This window comes from Aeromonas sp. S5(2024) (assembly GCF_041403025.1).
Classification (GTDB): domain Bacteria; phylum Pseudomonadota; class Gammaproteobacteria; order Enterobacterales; family Aeromonadaceae; genus Aeromonas; species Aeromonas hydrophila.
In genome coordinates this window covers 227,962-250,290 of sequence record NZ_JBGLRI010000002.1, presented here as the reverse complement: position 1 = coordinate 250,290, position 22,329 = coordinate 227,962, and the positions used below count along the sequence as shown (strand labels likewise).

Here is a 22,329-nt window from a genome sequence, read left to right as displayed (position 1 = left end):
CATGTCCAATACCCTCGCCCACGGGCTCGCCGGCAAGGAGGTAACCTACAGCATCTCCGAGCTGGCCCACGAGTTCGACATCACGCCGCGCACCATCCGCTACTACGAGGACGAGGGGCTCATCACCCCGACCCGGGAGGGGCAGACCCGCATCTACAGCCACAAGGACAAGATCCGCCTGAAACTGACCCTGCGCGGCAAACGCCTCGGCTTCAGCCTGGCGGAGATCCGCGAGCTGTTCGACATGTATGACACCGACCGCTCCAGCAAGACCCAGCTCAACTCCATGATCCAGCTCATCGAGGCCAAGCGTCACTCCCTGCGACAGCAGCTGGAAGATATCCAGATGGTGATGGCCGAGCTGGAGGCGGCCGAGCAGCGCTGTGTTAATTCCCTTAACAGCTTGAAAACCAGCGCAGATTAACCGAATCTGGGATCAACTTTGCCTGCTGGAATACCCCATGAAACGCTGGTGCTGGTTGTTGCTGCTGCTCTGCTGTACGGCATGGGGCCACCCGCTGATCCGGGTCGGTGGCTACCCCTATGCCCCCTTCGTCGTCAAGGACGACAGCGGCCACTATCGCGGGCTGACCCTGGATCTCATCGCCCTGCTCAACGACATCCAGCAGGATGTGCACTTCGTGTTCGTGCCCACCTCGGCCCCCCACCGCTACAAGGCGCTGGCCCTCGGCCGCTTCTCGCTGATGCTGTTCGAGGATATCCGCTGGGACTGGAATGCCGATCAGGTGCGCATCAGCCGTCCGCTGCTGCTGGGTGGCGAGCGCTATGTCGCCCTCAAGGCGCCGGGGCGGGATCAATCCTTCTTTGACAACCTGGCCGAGCGCCAGCTGATCGGGGTCAGCGGCTATCACTACGGCATCGCCGACTTCGACGCCACCGCGAGCACGCTTAAGCAGCGCTTCAATATCACCCTGGTCAAGGACAACATCAACGCCCTGCAGGGGCTGTTCAAGGGGCGCGGCGAGGTGGCCATCCTCAACCTCTCCTACCTCAACCAGTTCGACAAGGAGTACCCCGAGCAGGCAAGCCAGCTGCTGCGCTCCAACCGGTGGGATCAGCAGTATGAGCTACGCGCCCTGCTCAGCCCGGACGCCGGGATCTCGGTACAGCAGCTGGAACAGTGGCTGGCGCAGCTGAAAGAGAGCGGGAAATTGGCAAGCCTTTGGACAAAGTACGGCGTACAGCATCAAGTGGCACCATGATCATGACCTGAAAGTTTGTTACCCTATGCGCATCAATTGGAGACCCTCATGCCCAAGCCTCTGCGTGCCCGTCTGCTGCGCTACGCCCTCTACCTCTGCGCCGCCCTGCTGCTCTCCCTGCTTATTCTGTTATGGCAAGCCCCCACGCTGACCCAGCGCCACCTGCCGACCTGGCTGGCCAAACACTACGGCCTGCACCTGAGCCTGGGGGAGATCGACGTCGGCCTGCGCCACCCCTCCCTCGCCATCGGCCCCACCACCCTGTTCGATGACCAGCAGCAGCCCCTCGTCGCTTTTGAACGCCTGCAGCTCATCCCCTTGCTAGGGGAAAGCTGGCGCCAGCGCGCCCTGATCCTCGCCGAGGCGCGCCTCGTCAAGCCCACCGTCAACCTGGTGCGGCTGGCGGATCAAGGCAAAACCGTCCGTTTCAACCTGACCGAGGCGCTGGCCAGCCTGCTCACCCCGAGTGAAACCACGGACACCGACAGCAGTGCCCCCTTGCTGGTGCAGCTCAACCAACTGGCGGCAGAGCAGGGCCACATCGCCTATCAAGACAGCCGCAAGCAGAGCAGCCCCGGCTGGGTGCCCACCCTGACCCTGAGCGGGCTCGACCTGAAACTGCCGACCTTCTCCACCGCCCCTGGCCGCGCCAACCCCTTCGTGCTCGCCGCCACCCTCAATCAGCAGAGCCCGCTCAAAGCGAGCGGTGAGCTCGACATCATGAGCGGTGCCGGCAAGGGTAAGATCAGCCTAGGCAAGCTGGCGCTCGCCCCCTTCGCCCCGCTCTGGGCCCCTTATCTCGACGTCAAGCTGGCCAAGGGCGAGGCCAACGCCGAGCTGGCCTACCAGATAGCCGAGGGGAAGCAGGGGCTGAGCTGGCAACTATCCAAGGGCAAGTTGACCCTCAATGACTGGCAGCTCCAGCGCCGCAAGGGCGGCGAATTTGCCCGCTTCAAGCAGCTGGCGCTGACCGGCATCGCACTCGACGGCAACAAGCAGGCGCTGCAGATCGACCGGCTGGCGCTCAAGGCGCCGGCCGTCAGTGCGGTGCTCGATGCCAACCAACAGCTGGATCTGGCAACCCTGCTGATCCCCCAGCCGCCGGTCAACACCAGTAAAGCGGCCAAACCGGCGGCGCCTGGCCAACCCTGGCGCTGGAGCCTCAAGCAGACTCGCATCGAGCAGGGCCAGCTCAAGCTGACCGAATCGAGCAGCGGCAAACCGCTGCTGCGCGAGCTCTCCGCCCTGACGCTGGCGCTGGGTCCGCTGGGCAGCCAGAGCGGACAGAGCAGCCCGCTCACCTTGAGCGGGGCGCTCAACAACCAGGCGAAACTGGACTTTGACGGCGACCTCGCCCTCACCCCCTTCAGCCTCAACGGCGAGATCAGGCAACAGGGCCTGCCGCTCAGCTGGGCCCAGCCCTATCTGCAGGATCTGCTGCGCATCAGCGTGCGCGACGGCCAGCTTGCCAGTCGCACCAAGCTGGCGCTGGCCACCGATGCCAAGGGGGCATTGAGCAAGCTGGAGTTGAGTGGTGGGCTCGATATCGAACGGCTCAACGTGCTGGATCGGGCCGACAACCAGCGCCTGCTGCAAATTGAGCAGTTGCAGCTGAGCGGCCTGCACTACGACGGCATCAGCCAGCAGGTGAAGATCGACGACATCCTGCTGCGCAAACCCTTCGCCCGCATCGAGATCAACGAGGACAGGGTCACCAACGTGCAGCAACTGCTGCTGCCGCAACCCGCCACGGCCAAGCCCGCCAGCAGCGGACCGGCCCCCCGCGTCAGCATTGCCCAGGTCCGCACCGAGCAGGGCAACCTGCGCTTTGCCGATCGCAGTCTGAGTCCGGAATTCGTGGTGGACATCGCGGCCCTCAGCGGCCAGAGCCGCCACATCAGCAACATCCCAGGCCAGCGCTCCGAGCTGGCCTTCAACGGCAAGGTGGACCGCTACGCCCCGGTGACCATCCGCGGCGGCACCAACCTGCTGATCGAGCAGCCGGTGCTGGACGTGGCCGTCACCTTCAACAACCTGGAGCTCACCACCTTCACCCCCTACTCCAGCACCTACGCCGGCTATGCCATCGACAAGGGCCAGCTCTCCATGAAGCTCAACTACCAGTTGCAGGGCAACCGGCTGGAGGGGGACAACGACATCACCATCAAGAAGCTGCAGCTGGGGGAAAAGGTCAAAAGCGAGCAGGCCAAGGATCTGCCGCTGGGGCTGGCGGTCGCCCTGCTGAGCGATGCCAACGGCGTCATCCAGATGAACCTGAAGGTGAAGGGCAATCTGGATCAGCCGGACTTCAGCCTCGGCAACATCTTCTGGGATGTGCTCGGCAACACCCTGCGCAAGGCGGTCACCTCCCCCTTCTCGCTGCTCGCCTCCCTGGCGGGCGGCAGCGAGGATCTCGATGAGCTGCCCTTCCTGCCCGGTGAGCCGGATCTCACCCCCACCCAGCAGGAGAAGCTGGCCAAACTGGCGCAAGCCCTCAAGGACAGGCCCAAGCTCAGCATGAACATTCGCGGCAAGGTCAACTTCAACGAGGAGCGCCCCATCCTGCAGCGCCAGAAGCTGGAGCGGGCGCTGGCCAAGATCACCGGCGGCCCGGTAGACCTCGAGCTGCTGGAGCAGGACCCCGCCATGCAATCGGCGCTGGCACAAGCTTATGAGGCCCGTTTCAACGAAGATCTCGGGGATCTGGCCGATCGGCTGAAACTCGATGAACAGAGCCCGGCCCTGCGCGCCCAGGCGGTTCTTCTGCTGCGGGATCAGCAGCTCATCACCGCCAAGTCCCTGCGCAATCTGGCCATGCGCCGTGCCCAGAACACCAAGGAGTTTCTGGTGGACCGCCAGGGGATCGCACCAGAGCGGCTGTTCGTGCTGGACAGCCAGGTCAAGGAGGCCGACAAAGAGGCCAAGGTGGTGCTGACCCTGGACGATTGAGCCGGTGACCTCAGCAGGATGAGGGGGCCCCCCCCTCCTCATCCTGCACGTGGCACGCTCACCCCTCCTGGCACCCATCGCCAAATCCATTATCTCGCCGCAGTCTTGCTCTATCCTTGCTGCAGCCAGCCACCGACTCTCTCGACAATTCAGCCACCGCACGGCCACGCCTGCGCACGATGACACAACCATAGCCACTTATCGGCCAGGATTTTCTCACTCAGCCCCCTAGCCTTCGGTCGTTTAAGCCCTCAACCTTCTCAGCTAACCAGTCCGGCGCCTAACAAGCCCAACACAAAGGCCCCTGCTCAGCCTTGTCGATGCTGCGAAGAGACAGCTTGGCCGTTTGCTTTTATCAAGGAATAAACACCTCTTGTCTGATGGCATATGAGAGTATTTTTTAACCTCAAATGTGCTCAGGCTTGGCGATGGAAATACTGTCGACTACCCGGCTCAGGCCGTCGGCCATATTTGTATGAAACTTTCATAATCGTGCTACTAAATACAATTTTTCAACCTTGTCCGCACCATTCATTCACCTGTCATCTACCTGGATCGCACGAATGGTCAGTCAGGTAAAAAATCCCGTTATTTTTTTACCTTTTCGACCATTCCCCCCCTTGCCCAGCGCCAAGAGCCTGCCTAAAATCGCGCGTCTTTTATCAACCCCCACCTCTATTTTTGGAGAACGCCACGTGAGCGAAAAATTGGCCAACCCTGCCCCTCTGGGTCTGATGGGTTTCGGTATGACCACCATTCTGCTGAACATCCATAACGCAGGTTTCTTCCCCATCAGCGCCATGATCCTGGCCATGGGCCTGTGCTATGGCGGTCTGGCCCAGATCATCGCCGGTATCATGGAGTACAAGCGCGGCAACACCTTCGGTGTGACTGCCTTTATCTCCTACGGCACCTTCTGGTGGAGCCTGGTGTTCCTGCTGGTGATGCCGACCATGGGTCTGGCCGAAGCCACCCCGCACGCCTACATGGGCTGGTACCTGCTGATGTGGGGCATGTTCACCCTGTTCATGCTGATCGGGACCGTCAACTACCCGCGCGTGAAGCAGTTCGTGTTCGCCTCCCTGACCGTGCTGTTCTTCCTGCTGGCCGCCCGTGACTTCACCGGCAGCACCCTGATCGGCACCATCGCCGGTTTCGAAGGCATCATCTGTGGCGCCAGCGCCATCTATCTGGCCATGGCCACCGTGATCAACGAGCAGTTCGGCCGCACCGTGATGCCCATCGGCGATCACAAGAAAGCCGCCGCCGTTCAGCTCAAAGCCGCTGCATAAGCATCCGGCCGACACAGCTGTCACGAAAAAGGCACCCCGCGGGGTGCCTTTTTGTTGGGCGCGATTTGCCAGGATCGCCTGGCTAGCCGTGATACTCGGGCTCCCCCGCCAGCAGCCGGGTGGCAGGAAAACGCGCTGCCGGTTGCTGGCCGAAGAAGCGGGTGAGCTGCTGGTACACCGCCGGATAGGTGTCGCGCAGGCGCAGCGGATCGGTAAAAAAGCACTCGCTGCACACCGCAAAAAATTCGGCCGGGTGCGAGGCGGCATAAGGATCGATGGCGGTAGGCTCGTGGCGATCCAGCTGTGCCTGCATGGCATCGAATGCCGCCTGCAGCGCACCGCTCCACTGGCGCGGATCCATGCCCGCCGGCAGTGGCGGCGCCCCGTCGGCCTCCCCTCCCAGCATGTCGAGCTTGTGGGTCAGCTCGTGGATCACCAGATTGAAGCCGTCCCAGTCCCCGTCCTGCTGCAGCTCGCTCCAGGCCAGCACCAGCGGCCCCTGCGGCCAGGATTCGCCGGCGTTCTCCTCTTCAACCTCGCTCACCAGCCCGAACTCGTCCTGCACCTGCTGGCGGCGCACCACCGGCTCGGGGATCAGGATGATCTCGTGAAAGCCCCGATACCAGTCGAGCCCCAGGTGCAGAATGGGCAGCGCCGCCTGCAGGGCCAGCACCGCCTGCTGACGGGGAGTGAGTGACACCCCGATCTGGGTCAGGGTCTTGCGGGCCAGCAGCTGCTGCGCCAGCCCGATCAGGGTCTGCTCCTCCTCCCGGGAAAAGCCCTGCAAAATGGGCACTGCAGCCAGGGCCTGCTGCCACTCCAGCGCGCCAGGCCCATTGTCATCTTGCCGGGACGCACCACCAAACACACTTCGTAAGCGGGACCAGAACACGCAGACTCCTCTTGCTGATCAGACTGTTTTCACAAACCGTTTCGGACGCTCGACATACCCCTGCGCCAGATAGAAGCGATGGGCCCCCTCCCGCTTGAGGCTGCTGGAGAGCTCCAGCTGGCTGCAACCCTGCGCTCGCGCCCGCACCTCTGCCGCCACCAGCAGGGCGGCGCCAACGCCGCGTCCCCTTGCACCCTCATCGACAACCAGCGCCGAGATCAGGCCCCACGCTGGTGCAACGTGCAGCGGGCTGAGCCAGTGCCACACCAGCACGCCCGCTATATCCTCCCCCAGGCAGGCCACCAGCACCTCGCCGGCCGGATCTTGCGTCAACCAGCGATCCCCAAGCACCTGCGGGCTGACCGGGTAACCCAGCTGGCCGAACAGGTCGGCCATGGCGGCCGTATCCTCGGCACACGCCGGGCGGATCATCGCGATTTCTTGCTCCATCTTCATCCTTGGCCTTGATTTTGCTCTCCCTCTACCGCCGCAAAGGGCCGACGAAAGAGGAGATGATACCGGGCCGGCACCGCATTCTGTCCAGTTGCACCGGCCATTTGTTAATGTCAATTCACAAATCAACAAGATAACAACATATTTCGCTGGGAAGCCCCAACACAAATCGATATGTTAAAACCCGCGGACTGGCCAGTGGAAACATCCACCGACCCGTCCCACACCATAACGAGTGACCCGAGGGTCACCACCAATTTGAGGGAGCGGGGCACAGACCCCGCCAACAAGACAGCACAACAAAGGAGTTGTTGTACATGAATGAGATCGTCAATGCCATCAATGGTGTGATTTGGAGCCCGGCGCTCATCTATCTGTGTCTGGGGGTAGGCCTCTACTTCTCCTTGCGCAGCCGCTTTTTGCAACTGCGTCACATCAAGGAGATGATCCGGCTGATGTTTGATGGCAAGAGCACGGATGCGGGCGTCTCCTCCTTCCAGGCGCTGGCCATGACCCTGGCCGGCCGGGTGGGTACCGGCAACATCGCCGGGGTCGCCACCGCCATCACCTTTGGCGGCCCGGGTGCCATGTTCTGGATGTGGATGGTGGCCTTCCTCGGCTCCAGCTCCGCCTTCGTGGAGTCCACCCTGGGTCAGGTCTACAAGGAGAAGATCAACGGCGAATACCGCGGCGGTCCGGCCTTCTACATCGAGAAAGGGCTCGGCATGAAGTGGTACGCCTGGACGTTCGCCATCGCCACCATCTTTGCCTGCGGCGTATTGCTGCCGGGGGTGCAGGCCAACTCCATCGGCGCCAGTCTGCAGACTGCGTTTGATATCGATCCGAACGTCACCGCCGCCGGTCTGGCGCTGCTGCTCGGCTTCATCATCTTCGGCGGCGTCAAGCGCATTGCCAACTTCGCCAGTACCGTGGTGCCCTTCATGGCGCTCGGTTATATCATCGTCGCCTGCGTCATCATCGCCCTCAACATCCACGCCCTGCCCGGCGTGATCCTGCTGATCTGGAAAAGCGCCTTCGGCTTTGATGCCGGCTTCGGCGCCATTCTGGGTCTGGCCATCATGTGGGGAGTCAAGCGCGGGGTCTACTCCAACGAAGCGGGTCAGGGTACCGGGCCGCACGCCTCCTCCGCTGCTGCGGTGAGCCACCCGGCCAAACAGGGCCTGGTGCAAGCGTTCTCGGTCTACATCGACACCCTGTTCGTCTGCTCCGCCACCGGCTTTATGCTGCTAATCACCGGCCTCTACAACGTGCAGGGACCGGACGGCGCCGCCCTCTACACCGGCATCGCCGGCGTGGCCGCGGGCCCTGGCTACGTGCAGACCGCCATGGAGAGCATGATGCCCGGCTTTGGCAGCATGTTCGTGGCCATCGCGCTGTTCTTCTTCGCCTTCACCACCATCGTTGCCTACTACTACATCGCCGAGACCAACATCGCCTACATCAACCGCAAGGTGAACCGTCCCTGGCTGACCTTCGTGCTGAAATTGACCCTGATGGCCTCCACCGTCTATGGCACCGTCAAGACCGCCGAGCTCGCCTGGGGCATGGGTGACATCGGGGTAGGTCTGATGGCTTGGCTCAACATCATCGCCATCCTGCTGCTGCAAAAGACCGCCTTCGCCTGCCTGCGCGACTATGAAGCGCAACAAGCCAAGGGGCTGGATCCGGTGTTCCACCCGGAGAAGCTCGGTATCAAGAACGCCGACTACTGGGCCGGCCATCGCTCCGAAGACAACCTGGAGCAGGAAAAATCCGGTCACCCCTTCGAACCGGACCAAGATCGCAAGATCTCCTGATCGCGCACCACTCCCCAACAAAAATGGCAGCCGAGGCTGCCATTTTTATTTCTTTAATCTCAATAGCTTGCATCAACATCCATTAGTTGAGTGCCAAAAGCATCGACGGCGCCTACCTGGACAATGACGAAGAGGCCGGCACTGCCGCCGATGAGGGTGCCCTGCACGCCGTGGCCTGGGCCAGTTGGTGGGGCATTCGCACCTTCCAGCAGATAGGCGGCCCCCCAGTCGGGGTATGGCGCGAGCTGCGCCGCATCAGCAATGCCAAGAAGCATGCCGAATTGGTTGACCCACCCAAGCCAGTGCTGCAAGACCCGCGCTTTGAGGCGGCCCGCTTTGCCGCTGATAACGGCATCTTTCGCTGCTATCTGCACGCCATGGGCGGCGCACTGGCCACCCGTGCCGAACACCCCATCAAGCTGGCCCACCTCATCGAGGAGCAGGCCAACAGCCATGACGAAGACATCAAGCGCCTGATGGGCATTACCTCCGCTCGCCTGGGCATCAAGACCCGCCTGCAAGGGTGGGAAGTTGTGCCTGCCGGCACCCATGAAGCTAGGAAAGCCGCCGAGGCTGCAGCGAGGGGGTTGAGGTTAAGACGGGCGACAGCCCGGCACCTTGGAGCTCTGACAATAACTGTACGCTACCTGACCCTGGTGTCTTCACAGACCAGATCATGAGGGAACAATGGGGATTATCGCCTTTCTCCATCGACCGATTGCGGGTTGGTGCCAGTGTCAGGGCCGACGGTTTCACCCTCTGGCTTGAGAACAGACAGGTGCAATCGTGCAGATCGCACCCAAGCGAACCAGATTGGCAGCCAGAAGGACTGTGGCCCGCCGAACAGGACCAGCCGGATGAATACGCGGTGCCGGAAGGCGATCCGGACTGGCCGATGCTGGTTGAGCTATGCGGCAAGGTGTACCAGGCACAAGGCCATGCAGGGACACACCAATGGATTGAGATGCTGCCACAGCCCTATCAGTCAGAAATGTGGCGGGTATTGGAGGGGCTGGACACACAGGAGTGGCAACAGGATGACTACAGCGGTGAGTGGGTATGAACAACACACCGAATGCTTGGTGGTGTTTTTCGTCGCCACTCCTTGGTTGTGTTTTTACTCAGCGGCAGAGGTAACGCCAAAAGAAGCCAAACGAATACACCTAGACATATGAGATACACTGGTAATATCATGTTCTAAAAGAGGTTTTTTACTATTAGTTATGAGGGCGTGGTGGGGCTATACAGAAGGCTATATTAACGGATTAATACCTCCGTCCATCTAATTACTGTTCAGCACCACAAGTAGGATTTGCAAATGTCACTAATACAAGAAATCTCACGTGTCCTAGCTTAAAGCCGTGTAGAACGACTGAAAATGATTGTTGCCTTGTTAGCTGGCTTACTCAGCATTGGCGTTTCTTTTTACCAAGCATATGAGAAAGCGCAGTTCAAAAAAGAGAGCCTGACGTTTGAATCTCAAATGGAGACCCTTACCGAAGTTCAAAAAAGTATAAATAACTTATCCACATTTGTTGCAACTCAAAAAGAACAACTAAGACAATCAGAAGAAGCCATTAATTCACTAAAAAAAGAAGAAGAAGCCCTTAAACCCATGGTTAACGCTGATCGAGATGTTGTCGACTCAATATTGAGACTACAAGCCGAACGAGCAGCTTCAAGTGCTTGGCAGGAACGACTCATCGGGTTTGGTTTAGGAATTGTAGGTTCACTTATTGCCTCACTAATTTGGTCTGGGTTCAGGCGAGGTAAAAGCGTCTAACCAATGATTCAACAAGCGCAACGTTTTATAACATAGATTGGATATAAACATATAACAGGAGAGCTTTTTGATTGACAGATTTAAAATCTTGGTGAGTTCCAAATCCTGGTTTTGGAAGTTCCTAGCAAGGTTAGGGAAAATTAGTTTTTCCTTCGAGCGCAGCGCGTACAAGATAAGATCCTCCGCCTCAAAAACAAAGGGAAATACTCGAATTTTAGGCTCTTTTATATGGGGCGGCGTGAAAGGCTTGTTTTGGGTTATTTTGTGGTTGGCAATCTTAATGTTGGTTGAACATCTTACCAATAACAACCTATCTTCTCTCCCACTACTTAGCGAAGAAGACAAAAAATTTAATATCGATCAGCTCAGACTGTACGCCCAACTGCTCACTGCAATATTCTCAATCTATTTTGCGACAATTGGCATTATACTGAGCGCTGGTTACACTAGGCTTCGCCGGGATATCATCCAAATGCTCACTAACGAGCAAGTCGGTAGCGTCTACTCTCGAGTTTTGGTTTTTTCAGCTATGTTCTGTTTAGCCGCAACAGCCTTACCTTTGTTTGGCTTAGAACCCGGCCTTTTCGTTTATGTCAGTGGTACTATTTTGACTCTGTTGAGCACATTGGTTTTATTTCCATTGGGCCAGAGATTATTTAATTTCTTTGACCTAAACATTCTAGTTCATAGTGAAATACTTCCCAACATTGTGCGTCATATTGAAGGTGCTTCAAACCATAATAATTCAATTTCTTTAGCTAACCATCATTCAAAGGCTGCAAGACTAGGTCTTGAACAACTCTCATATATTGATGAACGTGTAAAATCTAGCAATGAAGGTTTAGAAGATAACCTTCCTGCGTTGACCGACGACTATACTGCTTTGCTTTTTCATTACCTTCAACGAAAACACTCAATAGACCAGGAAAGCTATTGGTTTCCAAGACGGCGCAAGCATAAGCAATGGTTTTTTGCGGATGACACAGCCACTTCGATGGCACTTAAGATGAGTAGCCAGCAACAGCTAATTGAAGAAAAACCTGATTATCAATGGCTCGAAAACGAGATTATCGACAGATTGGCTGGCCATATTGAGCTCGCATTTAAAATCGGAGACCTTGATCTCGCATTAAAACTCATAGCTCGCTTTTCGACTCGAATTCCAGCTTATGCTGCACGGTTTCAATTCGATATTGGCATGCAAGAGATTAAGAGATTCAAGGGCATAATTGAACAGGCTTTCGCCTCATTGAATCCCATGGCTGATGACATTTCAATGAAGGCGCAGATTGGTATTGCTGACATATGGGCTGCACTAGGGAGCAATCTCTGTTTAGAAACACTACGCGGAATAATTACCTTTGAGAAAGAACTGAAAACATTCTTTGAGAAGGACGAGTGGACCGAGCAGTCTCTACGCCGTCTACCCGCCTCTTTGCAAGTAGATCTCGCCTTTATCGTCGAACGTATTGAATTTGAGAAAATGGTCGAAGGGAAACGCCTATCCAAGCCAAAATACGTCCAGCAATTGGCAGTCCAGAGATTGTTGCAGCACTATGCGAACGTTCTACCTGCAGTATGCGACTTTTACCAAAGTTTGCTTCCAGACTTTGTGGACTCACTATCAAAACTCAATATGTCCGAGTCCGCAACACAAGTTGTCCTAGCAAGCTTACATAGTCATTGGAAACTACCAAGATGGTTCGACAATATTACCGAGCTCTTGGAGCGGTATTATGAATATGAGCACTACACCCAAGATCAGTACAAACTACCGGAGATAAACACTGCAGAGATGACTCAGCAGCTTTCCTCTGCCCGAGATGTTGCAATTACCAGGCTCGGCAATGGAACCATGGTCAGACATATTTTCGAACAAAAACACAACGATGAACTGCCAGACCATTTTGGGCAGATTTACTTCGAGCTTGCCGAAGCATGTATAAGTGCTCTTGAGCAAAATGATATAAGCAAGCTGGATAAGGTTCTACTGACATTCATGTCCCTTGCGATTCTTGCGGCAGATTCGAGATTTGTGGACCCATCGCTGGATGTAAGCAATGAGTTCAGATTTCATCTCATTTCAACAGTGATCAATGATTTGGCTTCGGTCTTAGGCTTTGCCATTCTTTACGGGGCATACTTCGACAACAAAAAGTTATCTGCGGGTGCAATAGAGAAGTTCGATGCTTGGATTGAGCACGTCAATGACAAGCAGCAGTACTTCAAGAGAATGATACTCCTATCAAACCCGCACAATTTTAGTATGATCACATCACCGCGAGATCTAATCAGAATTAATTGGAAAATATCGTTTGAACAGCGTGCAAGGCGCGATGGTTTTGAGGTCAAAATGGGAATGATGCGAGGGAAGCTGCACCCAAACAAAATTGTGAGGGAATTCTTGATGACGCATTCCGATGCGTCTCACTTGTTTTTCGCAAAACATGTCCTGCCGCAACTCGGCCCAATAGACTTCGAGATAGACTACCGTATCACTAATCTTACTCGCCGGTTGCAAGAGGAAGGTAAAGAGGTTCAGAATGAAAATATTTAGGGCCGAACCTTTACTTTGGTACCATCATGAGGCAGACCTTGGGTTAATTGACAAGCTCTTTATTAAGAGCGTTCAAGAGAGGCCTAATTTCAATCGTCAAATGTTTGACGAAGATTTTACGCGATTCTTTGATTTAATAAATCATCGAAACGGAAATGTCTTCGCAATCGTGTCGAATGATGACAAACTAATGCGAAAGCTACTTGGCAATGATAATACGAGATACTCACCATATACGATTGACGAGTCAATAAATAACGTAGTTAAGGATATTGCTCAGTCGCTAATATGGTCCGGGAAAGCGTACTTCTTCCTTCATGAGGATACAGAGCAAGAAGAAATCCACATACATTCAATCAGCTCATGTGGCGTTATACGCTTCTGTGGTGTAAATATTCAGTGGGTACCCAAAAGATGGGAAAGACACTGGAATCAAGAGGACGAGAAACTTCCAAGAGAAATACGTATCTTGGATGAGACCAAAGTAATGCGTTTCGACATTCCCACACCAATCAAACGCATGTTGTCCACACAGAACAGGACTTTGGCAGTCCTTGACAAAAACCAACTTGGGGATGCTAACTTTTACTCTCAGGCAACATACGAGAACCCGAATCCAACCAGCTATTTCGATTTTCGTGTGTGGAGAGATATGCAAGATCAGGTTTTGTATCGTGCCACTCGAAGAACTGGCTGGAACGGTAGAAAGTATGACTCGAAAAAGCGTTCAGACTTCTTCGATTGTCACCGTCTTATCCGCTTTCGACGAAACCAACTTTTGCTCAGAGACAATATTTTGAACCAGCTCAGCAGTGAGCTCTCGAGGATTGGTAGAGGTTACAATGCCAAATTCTCGATTAAAATATCGGTAACTGATGAATTACCTAATGTTGCACACCTTAACGAATTGGAGGAAAGGCTGGTGCATGAGGAGGTGGGATTCGATGAAATCATCGATTATTGCTACAATCGTTGATTAGCTGCTTCGAAGGCCGCAATGCAGTACGCGAAAGTCTGATGAATGCCAGGTGTGAGCAAGAAATAGTCGTAGATGATTACGTTTATTGATTGCATGGCATACATAACAATGCAAAATTACTCAGGCGCTAAATGCGTTTCTCGTTTCTCACTTTGCATTTTACGTTTTTGATTTTCCGATATTAGGTCGCGACGAAACAACATGAAAAATTTTATTACGATATAGGGTGTAACGAACAAGGGGGCTACTGCGCCCCCAATCCTTTCAATACTAACTGCTGCCCCTCTGGCGTGAGCGACCCCATCAAGCTGAGTACCAGCTGATTGGTGGTCTTGGCCGAAGGGCTTAGGGTGTGGGCGAACGACAAGGTGGCCACCCAGCTGTGGCCACACTCGGCATCGGTGCACTGGCAGTAGAGATCCGAGACGTCATCGCTCAGTCGGTTGGCCTTGGTAATGCGGCCTCGCTGGCCACACACTTTGCAATAAACCCGCATTGCCCCCTTTACTACTCAAATCAACAGCCTGTCTTGCCACAGCAAACTCTGATACCTACCATCCGACCTATTACACCGCCGTCATCTGACCCGATCACAATCGCGGGTCCGGCCATGGCACGGTACAGGCGCTCAAGACCGAAGAGGTCAATGACCAGCTCAAGCTGTTTGCCATCCTCTGCCCGAATCGGGATCTCATTTACTACAACCAGAGCGGCCTGTATCAGTTCTGCTCCATCGAGCCGATCGAGCAATTCTCCGATCTGGAGCGCCCCTACCTGCTGGGCCTCAGTGTCACCAACGGGCCCAACCCGCAGATAAGGAAATGAAACCAGAACAGTTCGATCAGATGCTGGGGGCCCTCAATGGCCTTGGCACCAGATCGATACCATTTCTTGTTTATCCCTGGCTGTCAGAGCGCGTTGCGGCGCGGCCCGAACGGCAGGCGCCAGCGAAACAGGCTGTTGAGGGTGGAGCGCCACTGGTTGGGGCGTCCCAGGATCTGCTTTTGCAGCCGGGTCTCTTCTTTCAGCATCGCCTCGTCGCTGCGGGCCCAGGCCTGGTTGTAGAGTTGCTTGATCCCCGCCAGCGCGTCCGGTGACTTGGTGATGAGGGTCTTCGCGAACTCCCGCGCCTCGGCCAGCGGATCGTCGCAGACCCGGCTCACCAGCCCGAGGGACTTGGCCTCAGGCGCCGGCAGCTCGCGCCCACTCATGGCCAGCTCCATGGCGGTATCCACCCCCATCAGGTTGCGCATGGTGACGCTGCCGCTCATGTCGGGGATGATGCCCCACTTGATCTCCATCACCGAGAAGCGGCAATCGGGGGTGCTGAAGCGAAAGTCGGCGCCAAGTGCAATCTGCAACCCACCGCCAAAGCAGACTCCCTGGGTCACGGCGATCACCGGCACCGGCAACTGATGCCAGCCATAGGCCACCCGCTGGGCCAGGTTGGTGGCTTCATCCGCCTCGCGTTTTAAGATCTCGAGCGCCGCCACCGGCTGCTTGAGCATGGATTTCACATCCAGCCCGGCGCAAAAGGCCCGCCCCTCCCCGTGCAGGATCACCGCCCGCAGCCCCTTGTGCTGGCGCAGCTGGTCGAGTACCCCGTCGATGGCGCTGAACATGGCCCTGTCCAGCGCATTGAGCTTGTCGCCCCGTGCCAGCATCACCTCGGCGATGCCGTCCCGGATCTCGCATTTGACCCTTGGTTTTTCCATTTTCCCCTGTCCTCTCCTGAGTTCGCACTGGTCATACCACCACGTTATCAGAGTGTTATCGCCGGGTACAGCGAGGAGCCCGATTTCCCACTGTCGAGGCGCGTGCGACTAAAGTCGGCTGGCTGGTCAGGCGGCGCTTTGTCAGACTGGCTTGACGCCACCGGCCAAGGATTGCCATGACCAGCCTGTTCAACTTTGCCCGCCCGCCGTTTGACTGCCTGAGCGCAGAGGAGCGTCAACGGCTCGAGCAGCACCTCTCCATCTGCTACTTTCGCGCTGGCCAGCCAGTGCTCAAGGCGGGCGATGCGCCCCCCGGCCTCTATCTCGTCCTCAAAGGAGCGGTGGAGGAGTCGAGCCCCCATCACCAGTTTGGCGACTATGGCGAGGGGGACCTGTTCGACGTGCGCGCCCAGTTCGACGGCCACTGCCGCCACCAGTTCAGTGCGCTGGAAGATCTGCTCTGCCAGCTGATCCCCAGAGGCACCTTCATCGAGTTGTGCGAGGGCAATCCCGCCTTCGCCCGCTACTTCACCGCCAGCCTGGCACAGCGGCAACAGCAGCAGGAGCAGCGCGCCCAGCTGGGGCAGAAGAATCTGGCGGAGTTCATCCTGACCCGCATCGAACCCGGCCATCTGCAGCCGCCGCTCATCGTCGACAGCCGCCTGTCGCTCTTGGCCGCCACCGAAGCCATGGTGGCCAAGGGCACCGACTGCCTGCTCTACCCGGCCACGGATGGCAGCCTGAGTCTGGCGACCCGCAAGACCCTGCTGCACGCCCTGACGCTCAAGGGACTGCCGCTGACGACGCCGCTGGCGGTGCTGGATCCGACCCCGCTCATCGGCCTGCCGCTGGACAGCTATCTGTTCGACGCCCTGCTGCTGATGACCCGCCATCGCATCAAGCGACTGGTGGTCTGGCAGGGGCAGGAGGTGGCGGGGATCTTGCACCTGACCCAGGTGCTCGGTCTCTTCTCGACCCACTCCCATGTGCTGACCCTGCGTATCGCCCGCGCCGACACCCTGCCAGCGCTGGAAGCGGTGGCCCGGGAGCAGCAACAGCTGACCCGCTCGCTGTTCGGCCAGGGGATCCACACCGCCTTTTTGATGAAGCTCATCGCCACCATCAACGAGCAGCTGATCGCCAAGGCCTTTGCACTGGTGATCCCGCCTGCGGTGCAGGAGCGGGTCTGCCTGCTGATGCTGGGCTCGGAGGGGCGCGGCGAGCAGATCCTCAAAACCGATCAGGACAATGCCCTGATCCTGCCTGCCGACCTGTACTGGCCGACCCAGCAGGCCGACCTGGCCGCCTTCAGCGAACTGCTGGCCCGGCTCGGCTACCCGCCCTGTCCCGGCCGGGTGATGGTCAACAATCCGGCCTGGGTGAAGCCCCTGGCGCACTGGCAGCAGGAGATCGAGCGGGCCTGCGTCGAGGCCAGTGAAGCAGACCTGCTCTGGCTCGCCACCCTGGCCGACGCCCACCCCATCGCCGGCGATCGCGCCCTGCTTCCTCCTCTTGCCCGCAAGTTGCGCGAGCAGCTGGCCGAGCGGGGAGATCTGCTGGCGGAGATGGTGCGACCGGCGGTGGCGTTTCATGCGCCGCTCACCCTGTTTGGCCGCCTGGAACGGGCGCCGGAGGGACTGGATCTGAAACGCGGTGGCCTCTTCCCGCTGGTACACGGCATTCGCATGCTGGCGCTGGAAGCCGCCATTCTGGAGACCTCTACCCTGGCACGGATCGAGGCGCTGGTGGCGGCCGGGCGGCTCAGCGCCGGCTTTGGCGACAATCTGGCGGAGGCGTTCAGGCTGTTCGTCCGCTTGCGGCTGCGCAGTCAGCTCAAGGAGGGGGAGAGCCGGGTGCAGGTGAATGATCTCAGCCACGGCGAGCGGGATCTGCTGCGCCAGGCGCTGCATCAGGTGAAGAAGTTCCAGCAGTGGCTCACCTTGCACTTTCGTCTGAGGCAGTAGCCATGTTGAGCCGCCTGTGCCGTCATTGGCATGGCCGCCGCGTTCAAGACCCGGCGTTTGCCCCGCTCTATGCCGACCCGCCCGCCGACGAGTGGGTGGCCCTCGACTTCGAGACCACCAGCCTGGATCCCGCCCAGGCCGAGATCGTCGCCATCGGCGCGGTGCGCATCCAGGGCAACCGGGTGCTGACCGGCGAGGCGCTGTCCATCCGGGTGCAAGCGCCGGCCAGCCTGAGCGAACACTCGGTGGTGATCCACGGTCTGCGCCATCAGGATCTGCAACAGGGCATGACGCTGGAGGCCGCGCTGCGCCTGCTGCTCGCCTTTATCGGCCCGCGCGAACTGGTGGGGTATCACGTCGCCTACGACCTGCGCATCCTCAACCTCGCCTGCCAGCGATGCTGGGGGCTGACCCTGGCGCAGCGCGGGATAGAGGTGAGCCGGCTTTACCACGATCACCTCTATCGCCGCTATCCCGATGCCGCCATCGATCTGCATCTGGCCGCCATCAGCAGCCACCTGGGCCTGCCGGCCCTGCCCGCCCACGATGCCCTGAGTGACGCCATCACCGCGGCCCTCATCTTCTTGCGCCTCACCCGGGGCGGGCCACTGGCTTATCCCAAAGTCTAATTGTCCACAAATAACATTTGATTCACATTTTGCTTACATGAGCAGCCCTGCTGCTCGGTAGGGACCTCCCTTCATTCACCGCCGACACTCAATGTCATGGAGCACTGCAATGGAACAGCAACCGTATCTTCGGATCCAGCAAGATCCCAACTTCCAGGAGCTGGTCGCCAAGCGCCAGCGCTTTGCCTGGTCCCTCTCCATCCTGATGCTGGGGCTCTATCTGGCCTTCATCATGCTCATCGCCTTCGCCCCCGGCTGGCTTGGCACCCCCTTGAGCGAAGGGTCCACCATTACCCGCGGCATCCCGGTCGGGGTGGGCCTCATTCTCTCCTCCTTCGTGTTGACCGGCATCTATGTGTTTCGGGCCAACGGCGAGTTTGACGAACTGAACCAGAAGATCCTCAAGGGAGCCCAATCATGAAAGGCAAGTCTCTGCTGTTGCTGGCCACGCTGGCCTCCTCCCCCCTGCTAGCAGCCGATGCGCTGACCGGCGAGGTGCATCGCCAACCGCTCAATATCTCGGCCATCGTGATGTTCGTGATCTTCGTGGCGGCCACCCTGTTCATCACCTACTGGGCCTCCAAGCGCAACCGCTCGGCCTCCGACTACTACGCCGCCGGCGGGCGCATCACCGGCTTCCAGAATGGCCTGGCCATCGCCGGTGACTACATGTCCGCCGCCTCTTTCCTCGGCATCTCCGCGCTGGTCTACACCTCCGGCTACGATGGCCTCATCTACTCCATCGGCTTTCTGGTGGGCTGGCCCATCATCCTGTTCCTGATCGCGGAGCGGCTGCGCAACCTCGGCAAGTACACCTTTGCCGACGTAGCCTCCTACCGTCTCAAGCAGACCGAGGTGCGCACCCTCTCCGCCAGCGGCTCGCTGGTGGTGGTCGCCCTCTACCTCATCGCCCAGATGGTGGGCGCAGGCAAGCTGATCGAGCTGCTGTTCGGCCTGCAATACCATGTGGCCGTGGTGCTGGTCGGCATTCTGATGGTGCTCTACGTGCTGTTCGGCGGCATGCTGGCCACCACCTGGGTGCAGATCATCAAGGCGGTGATGCTGCTCTCCGGTGCCAGCTTCATGGCCATCATGGTGATGAAGTCGGTCAACTTCGACATCGGCACCCTGTTCAGTGAAGCGGTCAAAGTGCACGAGAAGGGCATCGCCATCATGAGCCCGGGCGGTCTGGTCGCCGATCCCATCTCCGCCATCTCGCTGGGTCTGGCCCTGATGTTCGGTACTGCCGGCCTGCCCCACATCCTGATGCGCTTCTTCACCGTGAGTGACGCCAAGGAAGCGCGCAAGAGCGTGTTCTATGCCACCGGCTTTATCGGCTACTTCTACATCCTGACCTTCATCATCGGCTTTGGCGCCATTCTGCTGGTCAGCACCAACCCGGACTTCAAGGACGCCACCGGCGCCCTGCTGGGCGGCACCAACATGGCCGCCATCCACCTGGCCGATGCGGTGGGCGGCAGCCTGTTCCTCGGCTTCATCTCCGCCGTGGCGTTTGCCACTATCCTGGCGGTGGTGGCCGGGCTGACCCTGGCCGGTGCCTCGGCGGTCTCCCACGATCTCTATGCCAGCGTCATCAAGAAGGGCAAGGCCAACGAAGCCGACGAGCTGCGCGTCTCCAAGTACACCACTGTGGTGCTGGGTGTGGTGGCCATCGGGCTTGGCATCCTGTTCGAGAAACAGAACATCGCTTTCATGGTGGGGCTCGCCTTCTCCATCGCCGCCAGCTGCAACTTCCCGGTGCTGTTCCTCTCCATGTTCTGGTCTCGCCTGACCACTCGCGGCGCCGTCTACGGCGGCTGGCTGGGGCTGGTGAGCGCGGTCAGCCTGATGATCCTGGGCCCGACCGTGTGGGTGAAGGTGTTGGGCCATGCTCAGGCCATCTTCCCCTACGAGTACCCCGCCCTCTTCTCCATGGCGGTGGCCTTCGTCGGGATCTGGCTGTTCTCGGTCACCGACAAGTCGCAAAATGCGCTCGACGAGCACGCCAAGTTCTTCCCGCAGTTCGTCCGCTCCCAGACCGGACTGGGGGCAGCCAGCGCCAGCTCCCACTGAATCTTCGATTGACGGTTGCAAGCCGGCCCCCGGGCCGGCTTTTTTCATGCCGAGAGGCAGTAAGTTAGCGCCCGTTGCGATCGGAACGATGCGGCCATGGCCACCGGGGTGCGCGAGCACACGGCACCACCCTCTCTATCCCCTCTGCAATAGGCCCGGATCACAGTTCTTGCTAAAACTTTCGGGGGATCTGTGCCATAATGCGCGCCATTTGACAGACCAACCGGGACATTCCAGTGCTTTCAAGCAATAACATCACCATGCAGTTCGGCGCCAAGCCGCTGTTTGAGAACATCAGCGTCAAGTTTGGCGGCGGCAACCGCTACGGCCTTATCGGTGCCAACGGCTGTGGCAAGTCCACCTTTATGAAGATCCTCGGCGGCGATCTGGAGCCCACTGGCGGTAATGTGAGCCTGGACGTCAACGAGCGTATCGGTAAGCTGCGTCAGGATCAGTTCGCCTACGAAGAGATGCGCGTACTGGACGTGGTCATGATGGGTCACACCGAGCTGTGGGCCGCCATCGCCGAGCGCGATGCCATCTACGCCAACCTGGAAGCGACCGACGACGACTACATGAAGGCCGCCGAGCTGGAAGGCCTGGTCGCCGAGTATGACGGTTATACCGCCGAATCCCGCGCGGGCGAGCTGCTGCTGGGTGCCGGCATTCCCATCGAGCAGCACAACGGCCCGATGAGCGAAGTAGCCCCGGGCTGGAAACTGCGGGTGCTGCTGGCACAGGCGCTGTTCTCCAACCCCGATATCCTGCTCTTGGACGAACCGACCAACAACCTGGACATCAACACCATTCGCTGGCTGGAACAGGTGCTCAACGATCGCGAGAGCACCATGATCATCATCTCTCACGACCGTCACTTCCTGAACTCCGTCTGCACCCACATGGCGGATCTGGACTACGGCGAGCTGCGCGTCTACCCGGGCAACTACGACGAGTACATGACGGCAGCCACCCAGGCCCGTGAGCGCCTGCTGGCCGACAACGCCAAGAAGAAGGCCCAGATCGCCGATCTGCAATCCTTCGTGTCGCGTTTCAGCGCCAACGCCTCCAAGTCCAGCCAGGCCACCTCCCGCCTCAAGCAGATCGACAAGATCAAGATTGAGGAAGTGAAGGTCTCCAGCCGGCAAAACCCCTTCATCCGCTTCGAGCAGGAGAAGAAGCTCTACCGCAACATCCTGGAGATCGAAGGCGTATCCAAGGGCTATGGCGAGGCTCCGCTGTTCAAGGGCCTCAACATGATGCTGGAAGTGGGCGAGAAGGTCGCCATTCTGGGTACCAACGGTATCGGTAAATCCACCCTGATCAAAACCCTGGTGGGCGCGCTGGCACCGGACACCGGCACCATCAAGTGGTCCGAAAACGCCCAGATCGGTTACTACGCCCAGGATCACGCCGAGGACTTCGACACCGATCTCAACGTGTTCGACTGGATGGCCCAATGGAAACAGGAGAACGAAGACGAGCAGGCGGTACGCTCCGTACTGGGCCGTCTGCTGTTCTCCCAGGACGACATCAAGAAGCCGGTCAAGGTGCTGTCCGGTGGTGAGCAGGGCCGCATGCTGTTCGGCAAGCTGATGATGCAGCGCCCCAATATCCTCATCATGGATGAGCCGACCAACCACCTGGACATGGAATCCATCGAATCCTTGAACCTGGCGCTGGAGATGTACAAGGGCACCCTGATCTTCGTCTCCCACGACCGTGAGTTCGTCTCCTCCCTGGCGACCCGCATCCTGGAGCTGACTGAAGATGGCATCCGCGACTTCGGCGGTACCTACGAGGATTACCTGCGCACCCAGGGCGTGGTGTAACCCCCTCCTGCCCGCATATCCCGTCAATGAAAACCGGCACCTCTGTGCCGGTTTTTTTATGCCTGTGATTCTGCTGGACGATGCGGAACATCCCGTGCGCCATATGCCCTTCCCCCTGCCAGGACTGGATTGTCATCCCTCCAGAAAGGAGACCGAACGGCGCCTCGCAGATAA

The 22,329-nt window shown here is 58.3% G+C and carries 18 protein-coding genes and 1 pseudogene; 15 read left to right on the top strand and 4 right to left on the bottom strand.

The genetic code is table 11. The annotated features are described in order from the left end of the window. Window position 1 precedes the first annotated feature (1 nt). From ACB032_RS04920 to ACB032_RS04905, 4 genes are all read left to right on the top strand, one after another. Window positions 2–424 (top strand): MerR family DNA-binding transcriptional regulator, encoded by a 423-nt coding sequence (locus ACB032_RS04920; RefSeq protein WP_016350898.1) that lies wholly within the window; start codon window positions 2–4, stop codon window positions 422–424. A 37-nt stretch (window positions 425–461) separates the two neighbouring features. Beyond that, on the top strand, window positions 462–1,223 hold the full coding sequence (locus tag ACB032_RS04915) for an ABC transporter substrate-binding protein (RefSeq protein ID WP_203091832.1): 762 nt from the start codon (window positions 462–464) through the stop codon (window positions 1,221–1,223). Between the two features lie 48 nt (window positions 1,224–1,271). Continuing rightward, the gene (locus ACB032_RS04910) at window positions 1,272–4,172 is read left to right on the top strand and encodes a DUF748 domain-containing protein (protein WP_371137491.1); all 2,901 of its coding nucleotides are present in this window, start codon (window positions 1,272–1,274) and stop codon (window positions 4,170–4,172) included. A 695-nt stretch (window positions 4,173–4,867) separates the two neighbouring features. Further along, entirely contained in the window at window positions 4,868–5,464 is a 597-nt protein-coding gene (locus ACB032_RS04905; RefSeq protein WP_011705937.1) for a GPR1/FUN34/YaaH family transporter, read from the top strand. Window positions 5,465–5,546: 82 nt separating this feature from the next. Here the strand turns inward: ACB032_RS04905 and ACB032_RS04900 are convergent, their stop codons facing one another. After that, window positions 5,547–6,356 carry a zinc-dependent peptidase gene (locus ACB032_RS04900; protein WP_371137490.1) on the bottom strand — a complete coding sequence of 270 codons (810 nt, stop codon included), beginning with the start codon at window positions 6,354–6,356 and terminating at the stop codon, window positions 5,547–5,549. Between the two features lie 18 nt (window positions 6,357–6,374). Further along, window positions 6,375–6,812, bottom strand: coding sequence for a GNAT family N-acetyltransferase (locus tag ACB032_RS04895; protein ID WP_371137489.1), 438 nt, complete (start codon window positions 6,810–6,812; stop codon window positions 6,375–6,377). Between the two features lie 314 nt (window positions 6,813–7,126). Here ACB032_RS04895 and ACB032_RS04890 point away from each other — a divergent pair, with 314 nt between their 5' ends. The 5 genes and pseudogenes from ACB032_RS04890 to ACB032_RS04870 all read left to right on the top strand — a co-directional run bounded on the left by ACB032_RS04890 (window position 7,127) and on the right by ACB032_RS04870 (window position 13,942). Next, window positions 7,127–8,626 carry a sodium:alanine symporter family protein gene (locus ACB032_RS04890; protein WP_011705934.1) on the top strand — a complete coding sequence of 500 codons (1,500 nt, stop codon included), beginning with the start codon at window positions 7,127–7,129 and terminating at the stop codon, window positions 8,624–8,626. Window positions 8,627–8,718: 92 nt separating this feature from the next. Beyond that, a pseudogene (locus ACB032_RS04885) lies at window positions 8,719–9,689 on the top strand (replication endonuclease); the annotation flags it as partial. A gap of 315 nt (window positions 9,690–10,004) precedes the next feature. Then, complete coding sequence (locus ACB032_RS04880) at window positions 10,005–10,409, top strand: hypothetical protein (protein WP_371137488.1); 405 nt, start codon at window positions 10,005–10,007, stop codon at window positions 10,407–10,409. 67 nt (window positions 10,410–10,476) lie between these two features. Further along, on the top strand, window positions 10,477–12,966 hold the full coding sequence (locus ACB032_RS04875) for a hypothetical protein (RefSeq protein ID WP_371137487.1): 2,490 nt from the start codon (window positions 10,477–10,479) through the stop codon (window positions 12,964–12,966). Beyond that, complete coding sequence (locus ACB032_RS04870; RefSeq protein ID WP_371137486.1) at window positions 12,953–13,942, top strand: hypothetical protein; 990 nt, start codon at window positions 12,953–12,955, stop codon at window positions 13,940–13,942. The genes ACB032_RS04875 and ACB032_RS04870 overlap by 14 nt, the downstream gene beginning before the upstream one ends. Before the next feature lie 247 nt (window positions 13,943–14,189). Here the strand turns inward: ACB032_RS04870 and ACB032_RS04865 are convergent, their stop codons facing one another. Continuing rightward, window positions 14,190–14,441 (bottom strand): ogr/Delta-like zinc finger family protein, encoded by a 252-nt coding sequence (locus ACB032_RS04865; protein ID WP_371137485.1) that lies wholly within the window; start codon window positions 14,439–14,441, stop codon window positions 14,190–14,192. Between the two features lie 164 nt (window positions 14,442–14,605). Between ACB032_RS04865 and ACB032_RS04860 the strand changes: the two genes are divergently transcribed. Further along, window positions 14,606–14,770 carry a hypothetical protein gene (locus ACB032_RS04860; protein ID WP_244832183.1) on the top strand — a complete coding sequence of 55 codons (165 nt, stop codon included), beginning with the start codon at window positions 14,606–14,608 and terminating at the stop codon, window positions 14,768–14,770. An 83-nt stretch (window positions 14,771–14,853) separates the two neighbouring features. Here ACB032_RS04860 and ACB032_RS04855 read toward each other — a convergent pair whose 3' ends face one another. Next, on the bottom strand, window positions 14,854–15,660 hold the full coding sequence (locus ACB032_RS04855; protein ID WP_371137484.1) for a crotonase/enoyl-CoA hydratase family protein: 807 nt from the start codon (window positions 15,658–15,660) through the stop codon (window positions 14,854–14,856). A gap of 176 nt (window positions 15,661–15,836) precedes the next feature. Between ACB032_RS04855 and ACB032_RS04850 the strand changes: the two genes are divergently transcribed. The 5 genes from ACB032_RS04850 (at window position 15,837) to ACB032_RS04830 (ending at window position 22,155) form a co-directional block, all read left to right on the top strand. Then, window positions 15,837–17,624 (top strand): putative nucleotidyltransferase substrate binding domain-containing protein, encoded by a 1,788-nt coding sequence (locus ACB032_RS04850; protein ID WP_371137483.1) that lies wholly within the window; start codon window positions 15,837–15,839, stop codon window positions 17,622–17,624. Window positions 17,625–17,626: 2 nt separating this feature from the next. Further along, window positions 17,627–18,253: a 3'-5' exonuclease gene (locus tag ACB032_RS04845; RefSeq protein WP_371137482.1), complete on the top strand. Its 627-nt coding sequence runs from the start codon at window positions 17,627–17,629 to the stop codon at window positions 18,251–18,253. A 109-nt stretch (window positions 18,254–18,362) separates the two neighbouring features. Continuing rightward, window positions 18,363–18,674, top strand: a complete 312-nt coding sequence (locus tag ACB032_RS04840; RefSeq protein ID WP_011705924.1) for a DUF485 domain-containing protein — start codon at window positions 18,363–18,365, stop codon at window positions 18,672–18,674. Continuing rightward, on the top strand, window positions 18,671–20,326 hold the full coding sequence (locus ACB032_RS04835) for a cation acetate symporter (protein ID WP_017408234.1): 1,656 nt from the start codon (window positions 18,671–18,673) through the stop codon (window positions 20,324–20,326). Before ACB032_RS04840 ends, ACB032_RS04835 begins: the two co-directional genes overlap by 4 nt. Before the next feature lie 236 nt (window positions 20,327–20,562). Further along, window positions 20,563–22,155, top strand: a complete 1,593-nt coding sequence (locus ACB032_RS04830) for an ABC-F family ATPase (protein ID WP_011705884.1) — start codon at window positions 20,563–20,565, stop codon at window positions 22,153–22,155. Window positions 22,156–22,329: the final 174 nt, after the last annotated feature.